Origin of the sequence: Fischerella sp. JS2 (assembly GCF_032393985.1) — a bacterium.
Taxonomy (GTDB): Bacteria; Cyanobacteriota; Cyanobacteriia; order Cyanobacteriales; family Nostocaceae; genus Fischerella.
This window is the reverse complement of the sequence record NZ_CP135918.1, coordinates 4,603,385-4,626,861: the sequence shown is the minus strand read 5'-3', so window position 1 is coordinate 4,626,861 and position 23,477 is coordinate 4,603,385. Positions and strand designations below refer to the sequence as shown.

At 42.3% G+C, this 23,477-nt stretch carries 25 protein-coding genes; 8 read left to right on the top strand and 17 right to left on the bottom strand.

The window, feature by feature from the left end:
• Positions 1–39: 39 nt before the first annotated feature.
• Positions 40–731 (bottom strand): IS1 family transposase gene (locus tag RS893_RS19600; RefSeq protein ID WP_315784082.1). Its coding sequence is split into 2 segments (ribosomal slippage): positions 40–407 and positions 407–731, totalling 693 coding nucleotides; the frame shifts between segments, so codons are not numbered across the junction.
• A gap of 395 nt (positions 732–1,126) precedes the next feature.
• Here RS893_RS19600 and dps point away from each other — a divergent pair.
• Complete coding sequence (dps, locus tag RS893_RS19595; protein ID WP_315787118.1) at positions 1,127–1,675, top strand: DNA starvation/stationary phase protection protein Dps; 549 nt, start codon at positions 1,127–1,129, stop codon at positions 1,673–1,675.
• A gap of 64 nt (positions 1,676–1,739) precedes the next feature.
• On the opposite strand, the gene RS893_RS19590 is transcribed toward dps, so the two are convergent.
• Positions 1,740–2,456 carry a DUF2993 domain-containing protein gene (locus RS893_RS19590; protein WP_315787117.1) on the bottom strand — a complete coding sequence of 239 codons (717 nt, stop codon included), beginning with the start codon at positions 2,454–2,456 and terminating at the stop codon, positions 1,740–1,742.
• A gap of 165 nt (positions 2,457–2,621) precedes the next feature.
• Here RS893_RS19590 and RS893_RS19585 point away from each other — a divergent pair, with 165 nt between their 5' ends.
• Both RS893_RS19585 and RS893_RS19580 read left to right on the top strand, forming a co-directional pair.
• Complete coding sequence (locus RS893_RS19585; RefSeq protein WP_315787115.1) at positions 2,622–3,380, top strand: pseudouridine synthase; 759 nt, start codon at positions 2,622–2,624, stop codon at positions 3,378–3,380.
• Positions 3,381–3,411: 31 nt separating this feature from the next.
• A complete protein-coding gene (locus tag RS893_RS19580; protein ID WP_315787113.1) occupies positions 3,412–4,200 on the top strand; it encodes a helix-turn-helix domain-containing protein in 789 nt (262 codons plus the stop codon).
• Positions 4,201–4,355: 155 nt separating this feature from the next.
• Here the strand turns inward: RS893_RS19580 and RS893_RS19575 are convergent, their stop codons facing one another.
• Positions 4,356–4,493, bottom strand: coding sequence for a hypothetical protein (locus RS893_RS19575; RefSeq protein ID WP_315787111.1), 138 nt, complete (start codon positions 4,491–4,493; stop codon positions 4,356–4,358).
• Between the two features lie 127 nt (positions 4,494–4,620).
• On the opposite strand from RS893_RS19575, the gene RS893_RS19570 reads away from it, so the two are divergent.
• Positions 4,621–5,337, top strand: a complete 717-nt coding sequence (locus RS893_RS19570) for an SDR family NAD(P)-dependent oxidoreductase (protein ID WP_315787109.1) — start codon at positions 4,621–4,623, stop codon at positions 5,335–5,337.
• Between the two features lie 143 nt (positions 5,338–5,480).
• On the opposite strand, the gene RS893_RS19565 is transcribed toward RS893_RS19570, so the two are convergent.
• Both RS893_RS19565 and RS893_RS19560 read right to left on the bottom strand, forming a co-directional pair.
• Entirely contained in the window at positions 5,481–6,632 is a 1,152-nt protein-coding gene (locus tag RS893_RS19565; protein WP_315787107.1) for an AI-2E family transporter, read from the bottom strand.
• 153 nt (positions 6,633–6,785) lie between these two features.
• The gene (locus RS893_RS19560) at positions 6,786–6,977 is read right to left on the bottom strand and encodes a hypothetical protein (protein WP_315787105.1); all 192 of its coding nucleotides are present in this window, start codon (positions 6,975–6,977) and stop codon (positions 6,786–6,788) included.
• Between the two features lie 118 nt (positions 6,978–7,095).
• On the opposite strand from RS893_RS19560, the gene RS893_RS19555 reads away from it, so the two are divergent.
• Together RS893_RS19555 and ftsH are read left to right on the top strand one after the other, a co-directional pair.
• The gene (locus tag RS893_RS19555) at positions 7,096–7,764 is read left to right on the top strand and encodes a DUF1614 domain-containing protein (RefSeq protein ID WP_315787103.1); all 669 of its coding nucleotides are present in this window, start codon (positions 7,096–7,098) and stop codon (positions 7,762–7,764) included.
• A 95-nt stretch (positions 7,765–7,859) separates the two neighbouring features.
• Positions 7,860–9,800 (top strand): ATP-dependent zinc metalloprotease FtsH, encoded by a 1,941-nt coding sequence (gene ftsH / locus RS893_RS19550; protein WP_315787101.1) that lies wholly within the window; start codon positions 7,860–7,862, stop codon positions 9,798–9,800.
• A 214-nt stretch (positions 9,801–10,014) separates the two neighbouring features.
• On the opposite strand, the gene RS893_RS19545 is transcribed toward ftsH, so the two are convergent.
• From RS893_RS19545 to RS893_RS19525, 5 genes are all read right to left on the bottom strand, one after another.
• Positions 10,015–10,977, bottom strand: coding sequence for a TIGR03885 family FMN-dependent LLM class oxidoreductase (locus tag RS893_RS19545; RefSeq protein ID WP_315787099.1), 963 nt, complete (start codon positions 10,975–10,977; stop codon positions 10,015–10,017).
• Positions 10,978–10,997: 20 nt separating this feature from the next.
• Complete coding sequence (locus tag RS893_RS19540; RefSeq protein ID WP_315787098.1) at positions 10,998–11,384, bottom strand: hypothetical protein; 387 nt, start codon at positions 11,382–11,384, stop codon at positions 10,998–11,000.
• Complete coding sequence (locus RS893_RS19535; RefSeq protein WP_315787096.1) at positions 11,381–12,637, bottom strand: alpha-amylase family protein; 1,257 nt, start codon at positions 12,635–12,637, stop codon at positions 11,381–11,383. The genes RS893_RS19540 and RS893_RS19535 overlap by 4 nt, the downstream gene beginning before the upstream one ends.
• 489 nt (positions 12,638–13,126) lie before the next feature.
• On the bottom strand, positions 13,127–13,756 hold the full coding sequence (locus RS893_RS19530; RefSeq protein ID WP_315787094.1) for a hypothetical protein: 630 nt from the start codon (positions 13,754–13,756) through the stop codon (positions 13,127–13,129).
• 430 nt (positions 13,757–14,186) lie between these two features.
• Positions 14,187–15,449 carry an HhoA/HhoB/HtrA family serine endopeptidase gene (locus RS893_RS19525; protein WP_315787092.1) on the bottom strand — a complete coding sequence of 421 codons (1,263 nt, stop codon included), beginning with the start codon at positions 15,447–15,449 and terminating at the stop codon, positions 14,187–14,189.
• A 256-nt stretch (positions 15,450–15,705) separates the two neighbouring features.
• Between RS893_RS19525 and chlP the strand changes: the two genes are divergently transcribed.
• Positions 15,706–16,962 carry a geranylgeranyl reductase gene (chlP, locus tag RS893_RS19520; protein WP_315792035.1) on the top strand — a complete coding sequence of 419 codons (1,257 nt, stop codon included), beginning with the start codon at positions 15,706–15,708 and terminating at the stop codon, positions 16,960–16,962.
• Positions 16,963–17,162: 200 nt separating this feature from the next.
• Here chlP and RS893_RS19515 read toward each other — a convergent pair whose 3' ends face one another.
• The 3 genes from RS893_RS19515 to pstA all read right to left on the bottom strand — a co-directional run bounded on the left by RS893_RS19515 (position 17,163) and on the right by pstA (position 19,556).
• The gene (locus tag RS893_RS19515) at positions 17,163–17,834 is read right to left on the bottom strand and encodes a DNA-3-methyladenine glycosylase 2 family protein (RefSeq protein WP_315787090.1); all 672 of its coding nucleotides are present in this window, start codon (positions 17,832–17,834) and stop codon (positions 17,163–17,165) included.
• A gap of 121 nt (positions 17,835–17,955) precedes the next feature.
• The gene (locus RS893_RS19510; RefSeq protein WP_315787088.1) at positions 17,956–18,732 is read right to left on the bottom strand and encodes a phosphate ABC transporter ATP-binding protein; all 777 of its coding nucleotides are present in this window, start codon (positions 18,730–18,732) and stop codon (positions 17,956–17,958) included.
• Positions 18,729–19,556 carry a phosphate ABC transporter permease PstA gene (gene pstA, locus RS893_RS19505; RefSeq protein WP_315787087.1) on the bottom strand — a complete coding sequence of 276 codons (828 nt, stop codon included), beginning with the start codon at positions 19,554–19,556 and terminating at the stop codon, positions 18,729–18,731. Before pstA ends, RS893_RS19510 begins: the two co-directional genes overlap by 4 nt.
• Before the next feature lie 7 nt (positions 19,557–19,563).
• On the opposite strand from pstA, the gene RS893_RS19500 reads away from it, so the two are divergent.
• Positions 19,564–19,710: a hypothetical protein gene (locus RS893_RS19500; protein WP_315787086.1), complete on the top strand. Its 147-nt coding sequence runs from the start codon at positions 19,564–19,566 to the stop codon at positions 19,708–19,710.
• A gap of 103 nt (positions 19,711–19,813) precedes the next feature.
• Here RS893_RS19500 and pstC read toward each other — a convergent pair whose 3' ends face one another.
• The 4 genes from pstC to RS893_RS19480 all read right to left on the bottom strand — a co-directional run bounded on the left by pstC (position 19,814) and on the right by RS893_RS19480 (position 23,215).
• On the bottom strand, positions 19,814–20,689 hold the full coding sequence (gene pstC / locus RS893_RS19495; RefSeq protein WP_315787084.1) for a phosphate ABC transporter permease subunit PstC: 876 nt from the start codon (positions 20,687–20,689) through the stop codon (positions 19,814–19,816).
• Positions 20,646–21,500, bottom strand: coding sequence for a phosphate ABC transporter substrate-binding protein (locus RS893_RS19490; protein ID WP_315787082.1), 855 nt, complete (start codon positions 21,498–21,500; stop codon positions 20,646–20,648). The genes pstC and RS893_RS19490 overlap by 44 nt, the downstream gene beginning before the upstream one ends.
• Before the next feature lie 25 nt (positions 21,501–21,525).
• Complete coding sequence (locus RS893_RS19485; protein WP_315787080.1) at positions 21,526–21,822, bottom strand: metalloregulator ArsR/SmtB family transcription factor; 297 nt, start codon at positions 21,820–21,822, stop codon at positions 21,526–21,528.
• A gap of 298 nt (positions 21,823–22,120) precedes the next feature.
• Positions 22,121–23,215 carry a phosphotransacetylase family protein gene (locus tag RS893_RS19480; RefSeq protein WP_315792034.1) on the bottom strand — a complete coding sequence of 365 codons (1,095 nt, stop codon included), beginning with the start codon at positions 23,213–23,215 and terminating at the stop codon, positions 22,121–22,123.
• Positions 23,216–23,477: the final 262 nt, after the last annotated feature.

Genomic DNA, 23,477 nt, shown 5'->3' with positions numbered 1-23,477 from the left:
TTAGATAGAAGATTTGGCGTTGCTGAATAAAGGTATGTTTTAGGCAGGTAAGGGAACAGAACGATATTTGAGGTAGTGCAATAACAATCGAACAGAGTATCTCAGCATTTCCTCAGTTTTGGAATAACATAAAGTTTTACGATGAAGACGAGCCAAATAATGTCTAAGCCTTGTGTTTTCATTTTCGACTCGTGTCATGTAGGTCTTACTCACAATTTGGTCACCATCAGGAACAAAACAAGGGTAAACAGGGTATCCATCTGTGACGTAAAAATAACTCTGCCAACACTGGACAATGTTCCATAACTGTTGGAAAGTAGTCGAACTACGATCACCTAAAACCCAAGCAAGAATACCTTGAGTAAAGTGATTTACCGCCGTCCACAACCAGATTTTATTTTTTTTGAACCAATAAATGTTTCTAATTCATCTAGTTCTCCCACCTGCGGAATTTCCTTTGAATTTGGTGTATCCGCCAATTGTGTACCCACTCGTTTAACCCAATGAATAATGGTAGTATGATGAACGTTTTTCACCCTTTCAATTCCACGAAATCCCATACCATTGACGTACATTTTTAGGCATTCTTGTTTGATTTCATCCGAGTAGCCCCTGGGTGGTTTATAGACATCAATGAATTGACGACCACAATCACAGCAAATGTGATTCTGTTTACCTCTTTTCTTTCCATTCTTACGGTTATGACAAGATCCACAGCGTGGACATTCCATGATTAATTGACCTCAATTCATACCGCTATTATGCAACGCCGAAGATTTAAAATCCCTATTGACATCGGCTAGTGGTGTTCAGCCCTAGCAATTCCCCCCAATTTCTGCCCTCACAGGTAGCTATTTGTCTACAACCCAAAGTAAACCGATGGGTAAAGGTTAAAGATCAAGGGGAAAGGAACTTTTCATCTATAACTAACCCTTTCCCTTTTTCCCCTCTTCTTTACCCTGACCTCTGCGATGATTCTGGTGCTTGTAAGGTAATAACAGGTGTGAGTGGGGGATAAAAGCTGAAGCAAAAGTCTGAAAGTGCATCCCAACAGATACTTATGCCAAAAGCGCTAGCTGGGCGTTCTATCACTAGATCTTTTTCCTTTCTTCTCTAAGGAGAGCGAATGAACGGTAGTAGTGAGCCTCGTGGTAAACGCCTAAATACATCTGAAATTAACCTACCCTTACAAGTTCGAGCGCAACTTATTGATATTCTCAATCAAACGCTTGCAACCACAATCGATCTCAAAACTCAAATTAAGCAGGCATATTGGAATGTTGATATTACAAATTCCTCCAATTTACACGAGTTGTTCAATGAAATTGCATCTGAATTAGATTTGTATATCGACTTGCTGGCACAGCGAGTTACAGTTCTTGGAGGTTTGGCAATTGGTACTGCTCGGAGTGCAGCAGGACTATCAGTTTTACCTGAATATCCCCTTCATATTGTACAAGGTAAAGATCATGTGACTTCGATCGCAGAGCGTTTGGCTATATACGGAAATTTACTCTGGGAAAATATTGACCGGACTGCCGTTTTAGGGGACGCTGATACAGCCTATCTCTATGCAGAAGTTTCTATGGTGGTTGATAAGCGTTTATGGTTTCTAGATGCCCATCTAGTCAATTCGGTTTTGCAAGTTAGTAATCAACTGGCGGAATATAACTAGACCAGTGTAAAAGTCAATTGTTAATGGTCAATAGGAGAAAAACTCTTAACAATTGACTACTTTGTTAAGGGTTAACATTAATTCGTCCGTGACAAACTAATTTTCCTGGGAGCAGCTTTAGCTGTTGGATATCAACATCTGAACCCAAATTCAGATAGTGTCCATTATGGCTTTCTAGGACTGTTCCCGTGTTGTTTTTTGCCTGGATGTGTGATATTTGCAACTCATGAGCGCTGAGTAACTCAATGTTTGCACATACTTCTGAAACTGTGGAGCTGTTTTCAGCAGGTTGAGAAATGTAAAGTATTATCCGACTGTGGGCAAGAATAATTTTTTGGTAAAAAATTGACTTGGATTTTGGACACTGTTCTGGTAAAAGTTTATCCAGTACATCATTTAAAGCAGTTGATAACAAAGAAGATGAAACAGAAGCGTTAAGTTCATCCTCCTCTACTATGACTTCACCAACCACTGGTACAGTTTCTAACAGCCGTAGTGGCTGACCCTTGAGTACTGAGCCAATGTTGATACGAATATTTTCTGCCACAAGTTGAATTTGCGTAAGATGAATACCTTGATAAACGGCATAACTAGCAAAAATCGACACCCAAGGAATGTAACCAGAGAGAATATCGCGATCGCTCGCTTTCATCTCGACTTCCAACTCATAGACTTGGCTAACTTGGGATCTCAGCCATAATTTGAGTGCTTTCGTCAGCACATTCGTAATGATGCGAATTTTTTTGTTCTGAGTTTGCCTTTCCAAATTGTTCTGTGCCATCTACCACTCTATTATTTGCTTATGATTAATTACTTACAAATCTCTAATTATTTAAACAAGTCTTAACTGTATCATTTGCGGCTACTTACTACCAACCGCAAAAGTAAAATCTTGTGCAATTGATTGTGTGTTTTATTATTGACTATAAAGTCAAGTAATTTCCACATGGAGGAAAGGTTACAAAAAATCTTATCCCAATGGGGTATTGCCTCACGCCGTCAAGCCGAAGAAATGATCAGGCGAGCGCGCGTGCGGGTCAATGGCGATTTGGCACATTTAGGTCAAAAAGTAGATCCTCAAAAAGATACAATCACAGTTGACGGAAAGCCAGTATCATCTGGGCAGCGTCCGAATTTAGTGTATCTACTACTGCACAAAGGCGTAGGTGTAGTTTCCACTTGCCATGATCCCCAAGGAAGAAAGACTGTTTTGGATCTGTTACCACCAGAATTGCACTCTGGTCAAGGGATTCACCCTGTTGGTCGCTTGGATATAGACTCTACAGGAGCCATCATACTGACAAACGATGGAGAGTTAACATTCTGGCTTACCCACCCACGCCATAGTATCCCCAAAACTTATCGTGTTTTAGTAGAAGGACATCCAACCGAATCAGTACTACGCATGTGGCGTCAGGGTGTGCTGTTAAACGGAAGAAAAACACGACCAGCACAGGTGCAACTAATCAAAAATTTTGCTGATACTACTTGTTTGGAAATCATTTTAAAGGAGGGAAGAAATCGTCAGATTCGCCGTGTAGCCGAACTGTTAGGACACCCAGTAATTAAATTGCATCGTACCGCCATAGGTTCAATTCAACTAGAATCACCTGGAAGAAAACCCTTAGGTGAAGGTGAATATCGTCACCTAAAAGAAAGTGAAATTCGCTTTTTACAAAAAGTTAAAGCAGATTCCTATAAATGATTTAGCTAGATTTAAGGAGTGAAAATAAAACATGAATTGGCTAACTAGGAAAAATAAGCATGAGTTGACAACTTCATTAGATCAACAGCGAGGCGAAAAGTTAGTAGCAATGGGCGCAAAACTTAGCTCCTCACGCCAGGAAAAAGGTTTATCATTAGACGAAATTGTTTTATTGACCAGAATACCCCGGCGGCTGTTGCAAGCAATTGAAGAAGGTAATTTAGCAGAACTACCCGAACCAGTTTACATTCAGGGTTTAATTCGGCAATTTGCTGATGCATTAGGTCTTAATGGTGCAGAATTTGCTAGTAATTTTCCCATTGGAACTCATCGAGTCAGTTTAAAATCTAGTTGGAAACATACACCAATAGGTGAGTTACGTCCATTGCATCTTTACCTACTTTACATATTTATGATTTTGTTTTCTGTAGGTGGCTTATCTCAGTTATTAAATGCTAATGCTTTGCAAGCAGTAAATAATAATCAAAATAAGCTCAAACAAAATCAACAGACTCTAATTCAATCGCAAAAGTTTCAACCTGTTAGTGATATAAATAAAAGTGTAAATCCTCAACAAGTGCAAATTGGTTTGACCCTAACAGAAAAATCTTGGATTCAGGTATTAGTTGATGGCAAGGTAGAGTATGAAGGTGAACTACCAGAAGGAACTCATAAGACTTGGAAAGCTCAAGAGCAACTAACAGTCAGAACAAATAATGCTGGTGGTGTATTAGTAAGCATCAATAAAGAAAAAGCTAAGCAACTGGGAGAACCAGGAAAACAAAAAGAAGTGACGATCGCTGCTAATACGAGGTCATAGTTAAATTGTGAATTATAAACTTGTGCTGTCTATGCTTTGGGCATAGCAGCACTATTTTTTGTTATCTGAGTAATCGTAAAAATCTTCTCCCTCTATGTCAGAAGAAACTATCAATTCGCTATCAGGAGCGTAATCTACAACAGCTGTCATTGCAGCTATTGCCAGTTGATGCTTTTGCTCTTTGTGATTGATTGTTGTTCTTGACGAATCAGTAGCAAAGCTGCTTCAGCGATTTTTAAGCGATCACTAACACTTAATTTTGGTAGTGCTTGGAGAATTTCTTTAGTTTCCATAAAGATTGTAGTCACTATCTTAACCCCAAGTTTAGCAGTCATAGGTAATCGTAAAGAGTTGCGATCGCTCTCAACTCACACTGATTAATATAGGTTAGGGATATACCCTAATAGGAGCATCCCCGCCATGAGTGAAGCAAAAGTTGCAGTAGTAGTTGGTGTCGGGCCAGGATTAGGTTGTGCAGTTGCTCATCGGTTTGCCCGTGAAGGATTTGCTGTGGGATTGATGGCCAGAAATATAGATAAACTCAGCCAAATTCAAAAGGATATTGAAGCTAATGGTGGGAAAGCGCTGGCTGTTGCTTGTGATGTGTCTGATCCTACGTCTGTCAACAACGCCTTTGAGCAAGTAAAGTCGCAACTAAATGCACCGGAAATCTTGGTGTATAATGCTGGAGCCTTTACAATGGCTGGTATTCTGGAACTGACACCAGAACAGTTTGAAGCAAATTGGAAAGTTAACTGTTTTGGTGCATTTCTCGCTGTACGGCAGGTTCTACCCCAAATGGTGGAACGAAGCCGAGGTACAATCCTGCTGACGGGCGCTACTGCTGCAACCAGAGGTGGGGCGCGGTTTGCAGCTTTAGCTGTAGGTAAGTTTGGGTTAAGGGCGCTGGCGCAGTCCTTAGCACGGGAGTTTGGGTCTCAAGGTATTCATGTTGCCCATATTATTATTGATGGCATGATCAATACTCCCAGAGTGCAAGCAATGGCCAGCAACCGAGATGCACACACTTTAGTTTCACCAGATGCTATAGCCGAAACTTACTGGCAACTCTACAAACAGGATACAACAGCTTGGACTTTAGAACTGGATTTGCGACCTGCGGTGGAGAAGTTTTAGATTTTTGTTAGTGGTTAGTAGGTACAGACGCGAGGAACATCGCGTCTGTACAATAGTAGTTAGTGGTTAGTTTTTTATTTTCTCCCATGTCCCCCTTGTCTTCCTTGTCCCCTTGTCCTTCCCATCTCCCCTTTCCCCTTTCCCTAACCATCATCAATGCCAGATTGTTCTTCGCTATTGGTGATTTTTTTGACTACTAAATCATCTGTTTCTTTTGTACTTTCATCGTTTAAATTGTCAGAAACTATGACAAATTCAGTTTCTCTTTTAGATTTACCATTCCATTGATCTAAAACATCTTTCACAAAAACTTCTTCCAACCAAATTTTAGCTACAACAGTTAATGGTAGAGCTAAAAATAAGCCTAAAAAGCCAAATAGATATGCGAAAAATAGTTGAGCAATTAGAGTAATTGCTGGTAGTAAGGAAACCTGATGCGCCATCACCACTGGTGTGATGAAATTGCTTTCAGTTTGTTGAATAACAAAGTAGAGTCCCAAGACAGCTAAAGATTTCCAGGGAGCATCCAAAAGAGCGATCGCCATTGCTGGGATAACGCTGAGTGTCGGGCCTAGATTGGGAATCAAGTTTAAAAATCCTGCTAAAACCCCTAAAGCTAGGGCGGCGGGAACACGCAAAATTGATAAGCCGATGACACTCATCAGTCCCACTACAGACATAGCGATAAAAGCGCCTGTAACCCATCCTTCTAAGGAAACTTCGCATCTATCCAAAATTCCATCTACTCGTCGCCGATAGAAGGAAGGAAACAACCGAATAAATAGCTTGCGGTATGCTTGGGGATCTGCTAAGAACATCCCTGTTAAAACAAGCACTAGTAATATTTTCAGAACAACTTCCAAAGAGCCAGAAACGACGGCAAAAGAAGTACCGACTGCACGATTAATAAATGGTTGTGCTTGTTGGCTCAAACTATTAATATCAGGGATATATGGAGTTATCTGGCTAGGAAGTGCTGATCTGAGATGGAAAAGCCAAGTATTAAAACGCTCTATACCTCTAGGAACCTGATAGGTGAGTTGTTGAAACTGCACGGCAAATGGCGGGACAATGAGCCAGAAAAAACCGATGATAACACCTATAAGAATGCCTACTGACAAAGCTACAGCAAATCCACGTCTCATGCCCGAACGTTGAAATCTGCGAGCGAGCCGATTTAAGGTAGTTGCTAGTACGATCGCAGCAAACATCAGTAGAAGTACTTCTTTGAGTTGCCACAATATATACACTGATAAAAGTATGGCAATTAAGCCTATCCATTGACCTAGATTCACGCCTTAACTCCTGGCAGCTTATCAACTGCTATCTTAAATCAGTCATCGCTTACCGAGGAGGGGAAAAGGGAAAAGGGCTTTAGACCTAAAACTAAAGTTTTTTTAGAAGACAGGAGGTAGAATCCCTTCTGCCCTCTGCCTTTCCTTGGTAAACTAGCTTTGTTTGTGGGCTTGAAATCGCCACAACAGAGCGATCGCCATCATCACAGTCGGTAATAAAACTATAATCAAAGCGTTGACTGACGTTGCAGGTATAAAGAGAAAAGGACCGACATACTTAATCAATAGCGAAATCACAGCAGAGAGTAAAAATACCTTTAAAACAAAGCTCAGTTGATCTTTCATAGAAAGTACGGCTATTCCCATTGTTATAGGGGGGTACACACGAAAACGAATTGTAACATCCAATTTTTACAATAAATTCAAGCAGAGCAAAAGCAAACTCCCTGCTTGCATACCCTTTATGATCTATTTGCCAGTTTCACTACTGCTATTTCTGCTGCTGCTGCTATTAGTCCCTTTTCTCTGGTTTGTGTTGGCAGTAGATGTGGTACAAATCGCAGTAGCTAAGTTGGGATTTTCTCCTAATATAGCTTTTCTACTGTTGATACTGGTGATTTTAGGCAGCACCATCAATATACCTTTGTACCGCGCTCGATCTGAGATTGTTGTAGCAAACGACTTGATTGATTTGTGGTTAAAGGAGTTTTGGGGTATTCCTCTGAGGAAAGTGCAACGTTCCACTATCATAGCCCTAAATGTTGGTGGTGGTTTAATCCCTGTACTATTAGCGCTGTATCAATTTACGCAAGGAAATATATTAGCTATTTTGTCAGTGACTGCGATTGTCACAGCAGTAAGTTACTATGCAGCACGGGTAGTGCCAGGAATTGGTATTCAAATGAACCCCTTACTAGCGCCCTTGACTGCTGCTGTGTCAGCTATGTTAATCGCCTCTTCCCATGCTGCGCCTGTTGCTTTTGCAGGCGGCATTTTGGGAACTTTAGTTGGTGCTGATTTATTGCACCTGAAGGATATTGTCGCTAAAAGTTCAGGAGTATTAAGTATTGGAGGTGCTGGTGTATTTGATGGTATCGCTTTGTGTGGTTTATTTGCACTGTTATTGAGTTAGTCATTGGTCATTTGTCATTCGTCATTAGTGATAACAAATGACAAATAACTAATGACAAATGACAAAAAACTTTTTAATCGGAGAGTAAATCAAAAATGCCTGTAGAAACTAACAATAATAAAAATCCCATTAAACCCCCAAGGGCGCGGCAGTTTGGTGGTAGTTTACTAATCCTTTTTACCCTGCTGTTACTGCTTAACTTTGTTGTTCCCAGTTTTTTTGGCCCCAGGTTGCCAGAAGTCCCTTATAGTGATTTTGTGGCTCAGGTAGAAGCAGGTAAAGTTGATCGGGCCGTTGTGGGTAGCGATCGCATTCAATATTCTATCAAAACTCAAACAGCCGATGGCAAAACTGTCGAACAGGTTTTCCAAACCACACCCATAGCAGTTGATCTGGATTTACCTAAGATTCTGCGCGATCATAATGTCGAATTTGCAGCACCGCCACCAAACCAAAATGGTTGGATCACCACTCTTCTGAGTTGGGTTGTACCACCATTAATTTTCTTTGGAATTTGGGGATTTTTACTCAATCGTGGTGGCGGTGGCCCTGCTGCACTTACTGTAGGTAAAAGCAAAGCTCGTATCTATTCCGAAGGAACAACAGGTGTAAAATTTATCGATGTTGCTGGTGTAGATGAAGCTAAAGCCGAACTGGAAGAAATCGTAGACTTCCTGAAAAATGCTGCGAAATATACCCGCTTGGGTGCAAAAATCCCCAAAGGTGTGTTGTTGGTAGGCCCTCCCGGAACTGGTAAAACCCTCTTAGCTAAAGCTATTGCTGGGGAAGCAAGTGTTCCCTTCTTCAGCATCTCTGGTTCCGAATTTATCGAGTTGTTTGTGGGTGTAGGTGCGGCCCGTGTGCGTGACTTATTTGAACAAGCTAAACAACAAGCGCCGTGTATCGTCTTTATTGATGAATTAGACGCGCTGGGTAAATCTCGTGGTGGTGCAGGCCCGATCATGGGTGGTAACGATGAACGGGAACAAACCCTCAACCAGTTACTCACCGAGATGGACGGCTTTGATGCGAACACTGGTGTGATCATCATCGCTGCAACCAACCGTCCAGAAGTTCTTGATCCAGCTTTGCGCCGTCCCGGACGTTTTGACCGTCAAGTAGTTGTAGATCGTCCTGATAAAATCGGTCGAGAGGCAATTCTAAAAGTTCATGCCCGTAACGTCAAATTAGCTGATGATGTCGACTTGGGCATTATTGCCGCTAAAACCCCTGGTTTTGCTGGAGCAGATTTAGCTAACCTGGTGAACGAAGCTGCACTGATGGCTGCACGGCAAAATCGCCAAGCAGTGACAATCGCAGATTTTAATGAAGCGATCGAGCGCCTTGTAGCTGGTTTAGAAAAACGCTCTCGCGTCCTCAATGAAATCGAGAAGAAGACTGTAGCTTATCACGAAGTTGGTCACGCCATCATTGGTGCTTTGATGCCTGGATCTGGTAAAGTCGAAAAAATCTCCGTTGTACCTAGAGGGGTGGGTGCTTTAGGTTATACAATTCAGATGCCAGAAGAAGACCGCTTCTTGATGATTGAAGACGAAATTCGTGGTCGTATTGCTATCCTGTTGGGTGGACGTTCCGCAGAAGAAACAGTGTTTGGTAAAGTCTCTACTGGTGCTAGTGACGACATCCAAAAAGCTACTGATTTGGCAGAACGCTATGTTACTCTCTACGGGATGAGCGATAAACTTGGCCCTGTGGCATTTGAGAAGATTCAACAGCAGTTTATTGAAGGTTACGGTAATCCGCGTCGATCTATTAGTCCGCAAGTAGCTGAGGAAATTGACCGTGAAGTGAAGCAAATAGTAGATAATGCTCATCATATGGCTTTAACTATTTTGCACGAAAACCGTGACTTGCTAGAACAAACCGCTCAGGAACTGTTGCAAAAAGAAATTCTCGAAGGTGCAGAACTACGCGAGAAACTCAATCAAGCCAAAGCACCAGCACAGTTAGAAGAATGGTTGCGGACAGGCAAGATATCAGAAGATCAGCCTTTAATGCAAACACTTCTAGTTTAGCTAGTTCGGTCAGAAGCCCCACGTCTTAGGCGAAGCCGAACGTGGGGACGGCGGCTCTATTCGTAGAAATCCCAAAAAAAGCGATCGCTTCTATTCATAAGTAGATATCTGATCGCTTTTTTGTGTTTTGAGGTGATTCTACAGCAGATTTCATCTGAGTCAAGAACAGAAGAACCTCACCCGCCTGACGACACCCTCCCCTTTGAAATTGGTATTACGCTAGAGCAGGAATAACTTTCTCACCAAACACTTCAATAAATTGCTCCTGTTCGCGGTTGACGTTATGTAGAATCAATTCATTAAACCCTAATGCAATATCTTTTTGCAACCACTCAATATGCTGCTGAGGCTCAGCCGAAATGCGTACGTGTTCATCTAGCTCCTGTGGCTTGACAAACTCACCAGCAGCATCAAATTGTTGGGGAGTTCGCAGTTCTGTCATCATTATGTTTTTAAAGATATTATTGCGCCACTGCTGATGCGCTTTTTGTCGTGCTATTTCCTCGTCGCGGTCATAAGAAAGTTGTACTTTCAAAATCATTGGCTTACCTTCTCCACCGCCACGCCGAAAAGCATCAACAACTTTTTGTAACTTGTGTGGGGGGCGAGATATAGTAATCAATCCATCTGCCCAGCTACCCAGCCATTCTGCTGTTTCAGTAGTAATGGCAGCACCAATAATGAGAGGAAGGTTTACTGGACGGGTATAAAGCTTTGCTTCTTCAACACATACTAAACCGTGATGGCTGATAGTTTCTCCTGCCCAAAGAGCGCGGATAATATCAACACACTCTTTGAGGCGGGCGTTGCGATCGCTTTTGCAGGGCCATTTGTCTGCGGTAATATGTTCGTTGATTGCTTGACCACTACCTACAGTAAGCCAAAAGCGGTTGGGAAACATTTCTGCCAAAGTTGCTGCTGCTTGGGCGATGATAGCAGGATGATATCGCTGTCCGGGAGCGCAAACAACGCGATAGCAAAGTTCAGGTGTTGCTTGCATGGCTGCACCAAGCCAAGACCAAGCGAAACCACTTTGTCCCTGGTCTTCACTCCAAGGGTGGAAATGGTCGGAGGAAAGGGCAAGGGTAAAGCTTGTCTGTTCTGCTATTTGTACATACTTCAACAGTTCGCTAGGTTTGAATTGTTCATGGGAAGCATGATATCCAATCTTGACCATTTTATGTACACCTATGGTTTTCAACTTATTCGATTCACTTGCAACCAGCGATAACCGTATGCCTCCAAAGGGATAGAAGACAAATCCCCATCACCATCAAGTGGTTCATATTGTGAATCGCTAAACAAATCAAACAAATACTTGTACTCCTGTACTTGGAGTCTGGCTATACATGGCTTGTCTGATAAATTATGCACAGCGATCGCTGCTTTACCTTCCCAATCACAACCATGAGCAAAGACACATTCAGAGTCTGTCTCTAAAATTTGCCATTTACCCCAACCAAACTGCGGACATTGTTTACGAATCCCGATTACCCGTTCCATCCAGTTAATTAACGAATCGCGATCGCGCTGCTGTGTTGCAACATTAACCCCTTTATACCCGTACTCTCCTTCTTTGATCACAGGTTGAGCAAGTGCATCCGGCGAAGCTGTGGCGAAGCTGTGGAGAAACCCCCATTATGTGCATTCGACCATTGCATCACTGTACGAACGCTGTTTCGACCCGGAAGCGACAGATCATCACCCATACCAATCTCTTCCCCATAACGTAACAGTGGCGTACCAGGTAGACTAAATAACAGACTGTAAGCAAGTTCGATCCGACGCCGATCACCTCCTAACATTGGTGGTAGGCGACGGCGAATACCATGCCCAAAGATTTGCATATTCTTTTCGGGAGCAAAAGCTTGGAAGATTTCTTCCTGTTCAGATTTACTCAGACCGTCAAGTGTTAACTCGTCATGGTGGCGAACAAAGTTAAGCCATTGCCCAATTTGAGGAATATCAGGTAGTATTTTCAACCCTTCACGCAATGCTTGCGAATCTTTGCGTGCTAAAGCCAAAAATATATGTTGATTCAACAGGAAGTTAAACAGCATTTGGCATCTATCACCATTGCCAAAGTAAACAGGTATTTTTTCTGGTGGGACGTTTGCTTCTGCTAATAGCACTGCATCACCCCGACGGGACATGAGAAACTCTCGCATTTCTCTAAGGAAACTCTCCAAATTTGGACTCTCTGGAATTCCCAGTGGGTTAATTAAAAATGGAGCAGCGTCAATGCGAAAGCCAGACACACCCAGTTGCAACCAAAAGCCCATGATTTTCCTTATTTCTTCCTGTACTTCTGGGTTAGCAATGTTTAAATCTGGCTGTTCTTTGTAGAAATGATGCAGATAGTATGCTCCTGCTTTTTCGTCGTACTCCCAAATACTTTCCTGCTCACCAGGAAAGCTAATCTGTTCTGGTTGCGTTGCGGGTGGATTTTCTACCCAAACGTAGTAGTGATAGTACTTGGAGTTTTTGTCAGAACGTGCCGCTTGAAACCAAGGATGTAAATTAGAGGTGTGATTTACTACCAAATCAATCATTACCCGAATACCACGTTCCCTGGCTTGATGCATAAACTCAACAAAATCCCCCAAAGTTCCTAGCCGGGGGTCTATGTTGTAATAATCCATAACATCGTAGCCGTTGTCCCGATTAGGTGAAGGATAAAAAGGTAGCAGCCACAAACAAGTAATCCCCAATGCAGAAAGATAATCTAGACGGCTGGTCAGTCCTTGAAAATCACCAATTCCATCACCATCTGAGTCTATGAATGTCTCTACATCCAAGGAGTAAAAAATCGCATTTTTATACCACCAGTTTCTCATTACAATTGTTTGATCAGCGCGACAACAATTTCGACTCAAAAGCCCTGGCCACAAGCTTAAATAATGTAAAATAATTACTCGCCAACAGCATCGGCAATACCCAGTAGCTCATTGCAGATATATGTTGATTATCCTTCTGCTATTGCCCAATGTGTATGTCCAACAGCTTTACTCATCGCTTAATTGTCTCCTGTTTTTGCCTTATTTCTTGAGTTTGCATTTCTTTACGCTTTCTCCTCACCTTCCTTTTGGTGGAAATTAGCGAACACTTTAGTAATGTTTCTGCTCATTAGACTTCTTACATGAATCCGGGCTACCACAATATACAAGTTGGATGTACCCCCCCTTAATCCCTCCGACTATCGGGGGGAAACTCCTCTATTTCCCTCCCCGGGTTTACGGGGAGGGTTAGGGTGGGGTAAAAGATATTGTTGCAAGAGGTCTATTATTTGGTATGAGATATTTGCACAAGCAACGCCTGAATTTGATTTAGTTCAAAAAGACCTGACCATCTTGTTGAATTCTCAATGCACTCCGACTGTTATTAACGTTAGTCGTTTCATCCAGCAAAACTGTTAGTACTCCCTCTGGGGAATCTGAGGCGGGCTGAACTTGGAGCAGTCCTCCATCTTCACGTACCATTGTTATGGTTACAGGTGTTGGTAGACCTTGCAGGACAATTTCTTCTCTACCTGCAAGCGATCGCGGTTCTGTATGTCCGATCGCTTGATAGGAAACACGGGCATTAGTGTTATTTTTTATTCTCACATTTACCGTGCCTGCTATAGGTGTGATGGTAGTGATCGGATTCTGTCTAGTTTCTGGCAAAGGTGGTTGTATAGGAGTTACACCTGTAACACCAGGAGCAGCAGGAGTAGTCTGCTCTCCAGATACTTGACCTTGCTGTCTCAGAGTTGCAGCATTCGGTGGACATCCCTGCGGAACCAAAACTCGGTTATTATGTGGCTCTTCGTAGAAAATTCTAGGACAGGGGTTGAGTGCAGAAGAAGGAGCTGCTGATGCAGCTAGGGGTATAACTGGCAAACCGATTAATAAACCGCCAAATATACTTCCCAATAGCCCTAACTGTTTTGTAGTTTTGAGATTTTGTTGATTCATAGCTATCTCCATTGATTCAATAGAAATTTGCAAACAAAAGATTTAATTCTGATTTTTATATTCTTTAATTTTTTTCATGACAATTTATAGTCTTATTCTGCTTAAATGTTAAGAGTTATTATTCAGAATAAGTACAAGTATTGCTTTAATTCCAGCTTAAATTCCGATAGTGAAAAATTTGTGGAACATGGAAGCTTATTTTTAAAATTACTACTCCAGAAATAGTGTAATGACTATTTCTAGAATTTTCTATTGTTCTGACTGATTCACAAATTCAATCTATAGACTGACAAAGATTTAATTCTGAAGAGAGAAGCCAAAACAAAACTATCCTGCATAACTAAGTTACAAGATTTTAAAATTAAACTATATATAGCCGCAGCAAACAAAGCTTTTTTATGTAATTAATTGTCAATGACACTACAATTGACTACGAGTTGTTGGGATTAGTATTAGTTTGAGATGGAAGTGGTTCAGGTCGTACTGTAAATTGCAAAGTCTGCCCGTTACGTAGCACTTTAATTTGCAAGTTGCTACCTACCCCATTTTGATCAAGAATCTGGAGAAGTTGGTCAGTAGTAGTAACTGGTTGATTATTAATTTCTTGAATAACATCTCCTACACGTAGCCCGGATCTAGCAGCTGGAGAACCAGAAATTACACGGACAATAAGAAGTCCTTGGTCTACTTCAATACGAAGGTTACTATTAGGATAATTATTAATTCTTTGCTTAATTTCAGGTGTGATGGACAGCATCTCAATACCTAAGTATGGGTATTCAACTTTTCCCTCAGTAATCAGGTTTTGGGCGATTCTTTTAGCCGTGTCGATAGGAATAGCAAAGCCGATACCTTCAGCACCCTGAATAATTGCTGTGTTGACGCCTATCACTTGACCACGAGCATTTAGCAGTGGACCACCAGAGTTTCCAGGATTAATTGCAGCATCGGTTTGAATATAGCTAGAGGGTCTGGTGGAAAGATTTAAGGAACGATCTATGGCACTAATAACGCCGACTGTTACTGTTTGTTGCAAACCCAAGGGATTACCGATCGCAATTGCCCATTGTCCCGGTCGTACTGATTCAGGATTGGCAATTTCTACTGTTGGTAAATTATTTCCTGGAATTTGTACAACTGCAACATCACTTACAGGGTCTGTTCCTAATACTTGACCCTCAAAAGTACGACCATCAGAGAAAGATACTGTTACCGTATCTGCATTATTAACAACGTGAGCGTTAGTGAGAATGCGCCCATTAGGATCGATGACAAAACCAGAACCAAGACCACGTACAACTCGTTCTTCGGGTTGTGTTGGTAAAGCTTCACCAAAAAATCGCCGAAAGAATGGATCATTAAGTACATCTGGTAATTGTGGTACTGGAGTTTTGACAGTTCGGGAAGTGTTAATTTGAACCACTGCTGGTTCTACTTTTTCGACAACTGCAACCACAAAGTTATTGTCATCCGCAGTTGGCGTCAGGGGGCGATTGTTGAGAGTTGAAGTTGGAGAAGGAACAGCAGGCGAAGGAACCTGTCTAGATAAATTTCTCGAGCAGCTACTCAAACCTACTATTATCCCTACACAAGGTAATAGTAAATAAGCTATTTTTTGATTTCTCGAATGCTTGTACCATCTTGCAGTCGAGAAAAACGAGAAAAAGGTGAAAAGAGAACTAGAAATTCTCATACAGAGATTATAGGCACAATTAAAGGATTTTTTAATGATTCAGCAATGATCATGATACTTAAAATTCTTAGTGCTTAACTCCATCTGTAGTTAGTCGTGGGGTGTATACATAAATTGTCTGGCTAGAGACTGTGTACAATCAAATACATAAGAATATCTTATTAATATACATTTTTGATTGCGAAACATTAAGGAATATTGCAATTCCGTGAAATCCCAACAGACAGAGAGAAATGAGCCAAAAGTCCGTGATACGATGCTTTCGGTAAAAGTGAAGATTGGGAGTAAACCTTTGACACTACGGGTTGCTGTTGTTGGGTCAGGCCCAGCTGGCTCATCTGCCGCAGAAACTTTGGCAAAAGCTGGGATTGAAACCTACTTGTTCGAGCGCAAGCTAGACAATGCCAAGCCCTGTGGCGGTGCAATTCCCCTGTGCATGGTCAGTGAGTTTGACCTGCCTCAGGATATAATCGATCGCCAAGTGCGGAAGATGAAAATGATTTCACCCTCTAATCGTGAGGTTGATATCAATTTAGTAAAACAAGAAGAATATATAGGAATGTGCCGTCGCGAGGTGCTGGATGGTTATCTGCGGAATCGTGCGGCAAAGCTAGGCGCAAATTTAATAAATGCGACTGTTCATAAACTAGATATACCTAGAAACAACACCGACCCCTATACTATCCATTATGTAGACCATACAGAAGGTGGGGCCCAAGGCATTGCCAACACCCTCAAAGTTGATTTAATCATTGGGGCGGATGGGGCAAACTCCCGTATTGCCAAAGAGATAGATGCTGGGGATTACAATTATGCGATCGCTTTCCAAGAGCGCATTCGCCTGCCCCAGGAGCAAATGACCTATTATAATGACCTAGCCGAAATGTACGTCGGTGACGACGTTTCTACCGACTTCTACGCTTGGGTTTTCCCCAAATACGACCATGTAGCTGTCGGTACTGGCACAATGCACGTTAACAAAGCCAGCATCAAACAACTGCAAGCTGGTATCCGCGCCCGTGCTGCCCGTAAACTGATAGGCGGTCAAATCATTAAAGTAGAAGCACATCCCATCCCGGAACACCCCCGTCCCCGTCGCGTCGTCGGTCGTGTCGCCTTGGTCGGAGATGCAGCAGGTTATGTTACCAAATCCTCTGGAGAAGGTATTTACTTTGCTGCTAAATCTGGACGCATGTGTGCTGAAACCATTGTAGAAGTGTCCAACGGCGGTACTCGCATCCCCACGGAAGCTGACCTTAAGGTTTACTTAAAGCGTTGGGATAAGAAATACGGACTCACCTACAAAGTATTAGACCTCCTGCAAACCGTATTTTATCGTTCTGATGCCACCCGCGAGGCATTTGTGGAAATGTGTGCTGACCTCGATGTGCAAAAGCTAACTTTTGATAGCTATCTGTACAAAACCGTTGTGCCGGCTAATCCCATTACCCAACTCAAAATTACTGCCAAGACCATTGGTAGCTTAATTCGCGGTAATGCCCTGGCCCCCTAATCGAAGAAGATTGAGACTAAGGGTTATTGAGAAGAGGACAACACAAGACGCACCTGATTTGGGGAAATTCTCCGTTTTGGGTGTGTCTAGTCGTTGAGGAATAAACCACCATCAAGCAGTAGGCTTGACCTATCTTGAAAATGGGTGTGAGGGATTAATAAGAAAACGTGAGTTCGAGGACTGGAAAACTACCAACTCAATTAATGACCAAAGCGATCGCTTGCCATACTGCTTGAAATAATTCGCGATCGCTCACTCAAATAATAATGCCACAACAACCGCGTTGCTACTGCTCTCCAAGGACGCCAATTCTCAGCAATAATTTCGATTTCTTGTGGTGTAGGTCGTTGTGCTAATTTTTTCACTTTTTGGATTGCCAATATTAACCCTAAATCTCCCTTTGGTAAAGCATCTAGTCGCCGCAATGCCATTAATAAATATATGTCTACTGTCCAATCTCCAATACCTTTGAGTTGTTTGAGGATGCTACGAACATCTTCATCATTCATTGTGTTGAGAATGTCTAAATCAAGTTGTCCAGCAATAATTGATTCTGCTAACAAGCGTCCATAAATAGCTTTTTGGCGACTAAAACCAATTGTTTTTAATTCTGTGTGATCCAGTTGAAAAAATTTTTCGGGAGTAATTGGTGAGATTTTTGCTTGCAATTTTGCAAAAACTGCTTTGGCTGAAGTGAGAGAAACTTGTTGTTCGAGAATGATTTGGATGAGAGTTGCAAAACCTGGTTCTCGTATCCACAATGGGGGTAAGCCAAAAGTATTGAGAATGTATTCAAGGTCTGGATCTTGTGCTGCGAGTACATTCAATGCGTGAGTAAAGTTGTTTTCATTTAGTGTTTCTAAATAATTCATAGTTCACGCTTGATGTGAATTAAAGCTGTAGTAAAAATGTTTTTTGGTTAACGAACACAGATGCACACAGATAAACACCGATTGACACAGATAGATTAGTCGCCGGGCGTTGATGACATCATCAACCTCTCGCACCTGTTACATAAGCAGCCGTCAAGGGATGTTGGGGATATTCAAAAATTTGCTGCACTGAACCGGATTCAATTAATTTTCCCACACCCTCTTGCACCCAAAATAAGGCAACTTTATCCGCGATGCGTTTGGCTTGCGCTAAGTTATGGGTGACAATTAATAATGTATACCGTTGACGCAAGCTAGTAATTAAATCTTCGACAACTGCACTGGAAATCGGATCAAGAGCGCTACATGGTTCATCTAATAGTAAAACTTGTGGTTGCAAACCCAAAGCCCTAGCTATACACAAACGCTGTTGTTGTCCACCAGAAAGTGCCAAAGCTGAGGTTTGCAGTCTGTCTTTGACTTCATCCCACAGTCCTACATCCTTGAGACTTGTCTCGATAATGGCATCAATTTGATGGCGATCGCGAATACCATGTTCTCGCAGTGGTAATTCTAAATTCTTCCAAATTGATAAAGGAAAGGGATTAGGCTTTTGAAAAATCATCCCGACTTGCCGCCGCAGTGCGATCGGATTTGTTTTGGTACTTAGCACTTCTAAATTACCAATCCGAATTCGCCCCTTCACCCGACACTGAGGAATCATATCTGTCAAGCGATTTAGACAACTGAGAAAGCTAGTTTTTCCACAACCAGAAGGCCCAACCAATGCTAAAATTTTCCCTGCATTCACACTTAAATTGACATTAGCAAAAGCGGTTTTTTGACCATATTGTAGGGTGAGATTTTCTGTTTGAATCAATACTTCCTCTAGTTTCATAGAGAAATAATTCTCCTGTGTAACCAAACTTCTGCAATCCATGCTGCTGTACCATTAATCAGCAGTAGTAACAGCAGCAAAACTAATGCTGAGGCGTAAGCATTGGCATCTCCCCCAGAAACATTCATTGATAAATCAAAAATATGAATCGAAAGCGCCCGTCCCGAATCTAGCAGCGATTCTGGCATTCGATCAACATAGCCACTAGTAAAAATTAACGCCGCAGTCTCCGCGATCGCTCGACCAATACCTAGCACTAAACCTACGACTAAACCGGGAACAGCAGCAGGTAACAATAATTGAAATAAAGTTGTTGTGCGCGAAAAACCCAGGGCTGCGGCTCCCAATCTATACTCATTGGGAACAGCGCGAAATCCTTCTTCTGTGGAACGAATCAAGATTGGCAGTACCATACACGCTAAGGTCAATCCTCCCGAAAGAATCGAAAATCCCAATCCCAAAACTTTGCAAAAGAAAACATTGCCAAATAATCCAAACACAATTGAGGGAACACCAGCCAGAACATCTAAACTACGCCGCACTAATCCACCAAACCAATTATCTATGGGGGTAAATTCTGCCAACAGGACAGCTGTACCAACACCAATAGGAATGGAAACAGCCATACAAATTGCCATAATCAGGAAAGTGGAAACTAGAATCGGAGCAATTCCCCCTTCCCTACCAGCATTTTCTGGTTCAGTGGTGAGAAATTCCCAGGATAAATGTCCCACACCATGCCAGAGAATATCACCAAGTATCCAGAGGAAGATACTAGTAACTAAAGCAGCAGTTGTCCAAACGATGATTGTTGGTAGCTTCATATCTATTTTGAAAATAAGGCAGAAGGCAGAAGGCAGATGGCAGATGGCAGATGGCAGATGGCAGATGGCAGAGGGCAGAAGGGGTAAGAAATTTTACCCTTGGTTGTGCCAAAACTTAGCATCATTGACAGTCTTGAAAATGGGGAAGTCTTAATAGGGATCAACTTAACAGCAAACCCATAACCCATCGGTGTCCATCGGTGTCCATCGGTGTCCATCTGTGTTCGTTATATTCTTAATCACCTCGTTGTGGGCTATTAGCTCGTAGAATTCTGACTGATAACTTCCGCAACCGCAACTAACAGCACAATCATTACCATCAACACCAAACCACTGACAAATAGTGCAGAACGATGATCTCCTGTAGCGTAAGCCATTTCTAGGGCAATATTAGCTGTTAGCGTGCGGATGGGGTCAAATATAGATTTGGGAACCTGTACTACATTCCCGCACACCATCAGAATTGCCATTGTTTCACCGATCGCTCGCCCTGTTTCTAGAATTAAGCCTGTGAACAATCCCGATTTAGCAGCCGGAAACACTACTTTATAAATAGTTCCCCAACGAGATAAGCCTAAAGCTGCTGCTCCCTGGAGGTAAGATGTAGGAACTTTTGCAAGACTCGCATCAGCTACAAGCGCAATTGTTGGTAAAATCATCACCGTCAAAATCGCCACACCAGCCAATAAACTTGCCCCTGGTGGATGCATCTTAGCAATCAGGGGAACTAGTACTACCAATCCCCAGAAACCATAGACTACAGAAGGAATTCCCGCTAATAGTTCAATTAAGCTACGGTAGAACCTTGCTACTACTGGCGGGGCGTAAAATTGGCAAAAAACAGCAGACAAAATCCCGATAGGTGTAGCAATCAGCACCGAGCCTACCATTGCCAACAGCGTACCTAGTAACATGGGCAAGAGATTATATAGCCCTGCGGTTGGGTTCCAAGAAGAGTCAGTAAAAAAGCGTTTTAGTCCGACATGATTGAGGACTGGTAGGGATTCTAAAATCAGAAAGATGATGATTAAAAGTGCGATCGCCCCTGCTATTACTGCCAATAACCGCAGTGTCCAAATTAACCACTGGTCATTTGGAAACGACAACAAAGTTTTGCTTTTTAACAATGTCACTCACCTGCTGCGATCGCGCGAAGTCAAGAAATTCCTTTGTCAGTCCCTGGGGTTCGGTTTTTGTTACCAGGTTAAGTGGACGAGAAATGGGAAAAGTACCGTTTTGGACATTCGCTGTTGTGGCAGCTATACCATTTACAGGTAGCAGTTTGATAGAGACTCCATTGGTTACACTATTTTCTGCCGAACCTATTGAGACATAACCAATGGCATTGGGATTACCTGCTACTGTCTTAATTCCCTGCTCATTGTCACCTATGACTACTTGCGCTTTGATATCTGTGTTTTTGAGTTTGAAGTAGTGAGTAAATAATTCCAATGTCGAACGTCCTTCGGCTTTGTTAACAACCGTAATTAACCCATCCTTCCCTCCTACTTGCTTCCAATTCGTGACCTTGCCTGTATAGATATCTACAATCTGCTTGTCACTCAAAGATGCTATTGGATTGTCTTTATGGAGAATCACCGTCACGCCATCACGAGCAATAGCAAATGCTTTTAAATCCTTTTCTTCCGGCTTCAAGGCACGAGAAACCATACCAATATCAGCTACACTCTGGCGAGCATCAGTAATACCACGAGAAGAACCTCCTGATTGGACATCAATTCGTACACCGGGATGCTCAGATTCAAAGCGCTTACCGATTTCAGCCGCTAAAGGTGCAATTGTACTGGAGCCAGTAAGTACTAGTTTTCCCTGAAGCTTATTTGGATTATTTGCGGCTTGATTTGCCGAGGAACAACCTTGCAAACAAACACAGACTGCCAACCCCACTGCAAGGGAGGCTAGAATTTGTGAACTTTTGCTCATTACTTCTTAACCTAAATCAAGGCTTTTATTCAAAACAGAGGACGCAACAGCCAAGGTTTAAAGCTTTGCCTGTAGTTACTTCTACTTCTGGAGCAAGGCGGTATAGAACTGATTTACCATCACGCTCTCCTACAACAAAATTTGCCCGACGTAGAACTTGCAAATGATGGGAGAGCAGGCTTTGTTCTAAGCCTAAAATTGCATTCATCTCTCCCACATATCTGGGATTGTTGATTAGTAGCTGTAACACTGCTAGACGAGTTTCGTCTGCCAGTACCTTGAGCTTTTCTGCACAGTCAACCTGCTTGCTGCTATGTTTCATTTTTTACAAATAATCAGGATTCATATGAAATTTAATTCATTTGTAGTGTAAAAAATACCACACTTTTCCATGATGCTTAACTTTTTCTTAACTAAAGCTTAATATATGCACTTTTGAAAAGTCTGAAAATAATCCTTAGGCACGGCATTGCCGTGCCTATGCCCTCCATTTTCATTTACAGCAATTCAACTAGGTAGGAATCTAATTCCAATTCTCTAAATTCTGCTACACATCAATCTCCACGTCACCGTGTCCCCGTGTTATTATCGGTAGCTATCTTTCAGAGAACAGGCATAATTTATGGCAAGGCAGCTGCTGGACTTAAATCCAAGAGGCTGAGCAAACGAGTAATATCAAAATGTTCAGCCATTAAATTACGAATGCAGTGGACTTTAATTGGTTCGTGGACACGCACTTGACCAAAAGTCCGATCCACAATTTCCACAGTAGTTAAGGTATCCAAATCTACTGATAAGATGGGGATTTCTAGTTCTTCAGCGCGGGTGAGAATGAAATTAGGTGGTGGTAGTTGTCCAGTCAGAATCAGACATTGGGTGGAAGTTTCCAAAGCTGCTTGCTGAATTTCGACGCGATCGCCCCCTGTTACTACTGCCATATTCCGACGTTTGCGAAAATACTTAACAGCAGCGTTCACGTTCATGGCTCCAATAGCTAAACTTTCCACCATTAAATCTAAGCGATCGCTGCGACAAAGAACTTCGGCGTTTAATTGATGTACTAGTTCACGAACGCTGACGCTACGTAACAAGTCGTTTTTCGGCAATATTCCTAACACGGCTATATCGTGCTGTTCCAAAAATGGACGGATAGTACTATCCAGGGCTGGTATTTGTTGTGCAGGAACATCGTTGATGACAACACCAATTAGGCGTTTTCCTAGTCGCTGTTTTGCAGACAGTAAAGACTCAACCGATAGCAGCGATTGATAACGGGTGACTAATACCACGGCAGCATCAATTATTTCAGCTACTTGTGGTAAAGACAAGTTAAACAAACTGCCTTCTTCCAAATTACCTGGCCCTTCTAGCAACACCAAATGACCAACCGATATTTGTAGATATTGTTGTAATAAGGCTTGACAATAATCGGTTTTGTCTTCCCCGCGCAGACGTTTTTGAATTGTGGCTTCATTTAAAGCCAACATGGATGGTACGATGTGGTTTTCGGGCAGATTGAGGCTAGCTGCAATAAACTGGACATCTTCCTCAACCATACTACCAGCAGATTCACTCAAACAAGTTCCTATTGGTTTGCCATAGGCAACATCCAATCCTTTTTGCTGTAGCAGATGAGACAAACCCAGAACAGTTGCAGATTTGCCACTGTAAGCCTCCGTCGAACCAATTAGCAAATGTTTAGCAGATTTTGGCACACATGCACTCCTAAATTCAAAAGTCGGCACAACCTTTGCTTGGTGTTTCCTAATTTTAGGGCGAACTAATGCGATCGCGGTGTTGCCAGAGGAGACATTAGGGGCAGTGGGGACCGATGAGTCCCCCATGAGCGATTGCCGTAGAGGCGCTAGCGGCTTCTGTAAAGTAAGGGTCCCCCGGCATAAAGAAAGAGGCGTTGGGAATTAGGGGCAGTGGGGAGAGTGAGGGGAGTTGTAAGCCATTAACCACTAACCACTAGCC

Excerpts from the sequence above, each read along its gene's own strand:
- dps (WP_315787118.1), top strand. The coding sequence starts at position 1,127 with ATGAACGGTAGTAGTGAGCCTCGTGGTAAACGCCTAAATACATCTGAA.
- RS893_RS19590 (WP_315787117.1), bottom strand. The coding sequence starts at position 2,456 with ATGGCACAGAACAATTTGGAAAGGCAAACTCAGAACAAAAAAATTCGC.
- RS893_RS19585 (WP_315787115.1), top strand. The coding sequence starts at position 2,622 with ATGGAGGAAAGGTTACAAAAAATCTTATCCCAATGGGGTATTGCCTCA.
- RS893_RS19580 (WP_315787113.1), top strand. The coding sequence starts at position 3,412 with ATGAATTGGCTAACTAGGAAAAATAAGCATGAGTTGACAACTTCATTA.
- RS893_RS19575 (WP_315787111.1), bottom strand. The coding sequence starts at position 4,493 with ATGGAAACTAAAGAAATTCTCCAAGCACTACCAAAATTAAGTGTTAGT.
- RS893_RS19570 (WP_315787109.1), top strand. The coding sequence starts at position 4,621 with ATGAGTGAAGCAAAAGTTGCAGTAGTAGTTGGTGTCGGGCCAGGATTA.
- RS893_RS19560 (WP_315787105.1), bottom strand. The coding sequence starts at position 6,977 with ATGAAAGATCAACTGAGCTTTGTTTTAAAGGTATTTTTACTCTCTGCT.
- RS893_RS19555 (WP_315787103.1), top strand. The coding sequence starts at position 7,096 with ATGATCTATTTGCCAGTTTCACTACTGCTATTTCTGCTGCTGCTGCTA.
- ftsH (WP_315787101.1), top strand. The coding sequence starts at position 7,860 with ATGCCTGTAGAAACTAACAATAATAAAAATCCCATTAAACCCCCAAGG.
- RS893_RS19545 (WP_315787099.1), bottom strand. The coding sequence starts at position 10,977 with ATGGTCAAGATTGGATATCATGCTTCCCATGAACAATTCAAACCTAGC.
- RS893_RS19535 (WP_315787096.1), bottom strand. The coding sequence starts at position 12,637 with ATGAGAAACTGGTGGTATAAAAATGCGATTTTTTACTCCTTGGATGTA.
- RS893_RS19530 (WP_315787094.1), bottom strand. The coding sequence starts at position 13,756 with ATGAATCAACAAAATCTCAAAACTACAAAACAGTTAGGGCTATTGGGA.
- RS893_RS19525 (WP_315787092.1), bottom strand. The coding sequence starts at position 15,449 with ATGAGAATTTCTAGTTCTCTTTTCACCTTTTTCTCGTTTTTCTCGACT.
- chlP (WP_315792035.1), top strand. The coding sequence starts at position 15,706 with ATGCTTTCGGTAAAAGTGAAGATTGGGAGTAAACCTTTGACACTACGG.
- RS893_RS19515 (WP_315787090.1), bottom strand. The coding sequence starts at position 17,834 with ATGAATTATTTAGAAACACTAAATGAAAACAACTTTACTCACGCATTG.
- RS893_RS19510 (WP_315787088.1), bottom strand. The coding sequence starts at position 18,732 with ATGAAACTAGAGGAAGTATTGATTCAAACAGAAAATCTCACCCTACAA.
- pstA (WP_315787087.1), bottom strand. The coding sequence starts at position 19,556 with ATGAAGCTACCAACAATCATCGTTTGGACAACTGCTGCTTTAGTTACT.
- RS893_RS19490 (WP_315787082.1), bottom strand. The coding sequence starts at position 21,500 with ATGAGCAAAAGTTCACAAATTCTAGCCTCCCTTGCAGTGGGGTTGGCA.
- RS893_RS19485 (WP_315787080.1), bottom strand. The coding sequence starts at position 21,822 with ATGAAACATAGCAGCAAGCAGGTTGACTGTGCAGAAAAGCTCAAGGTA.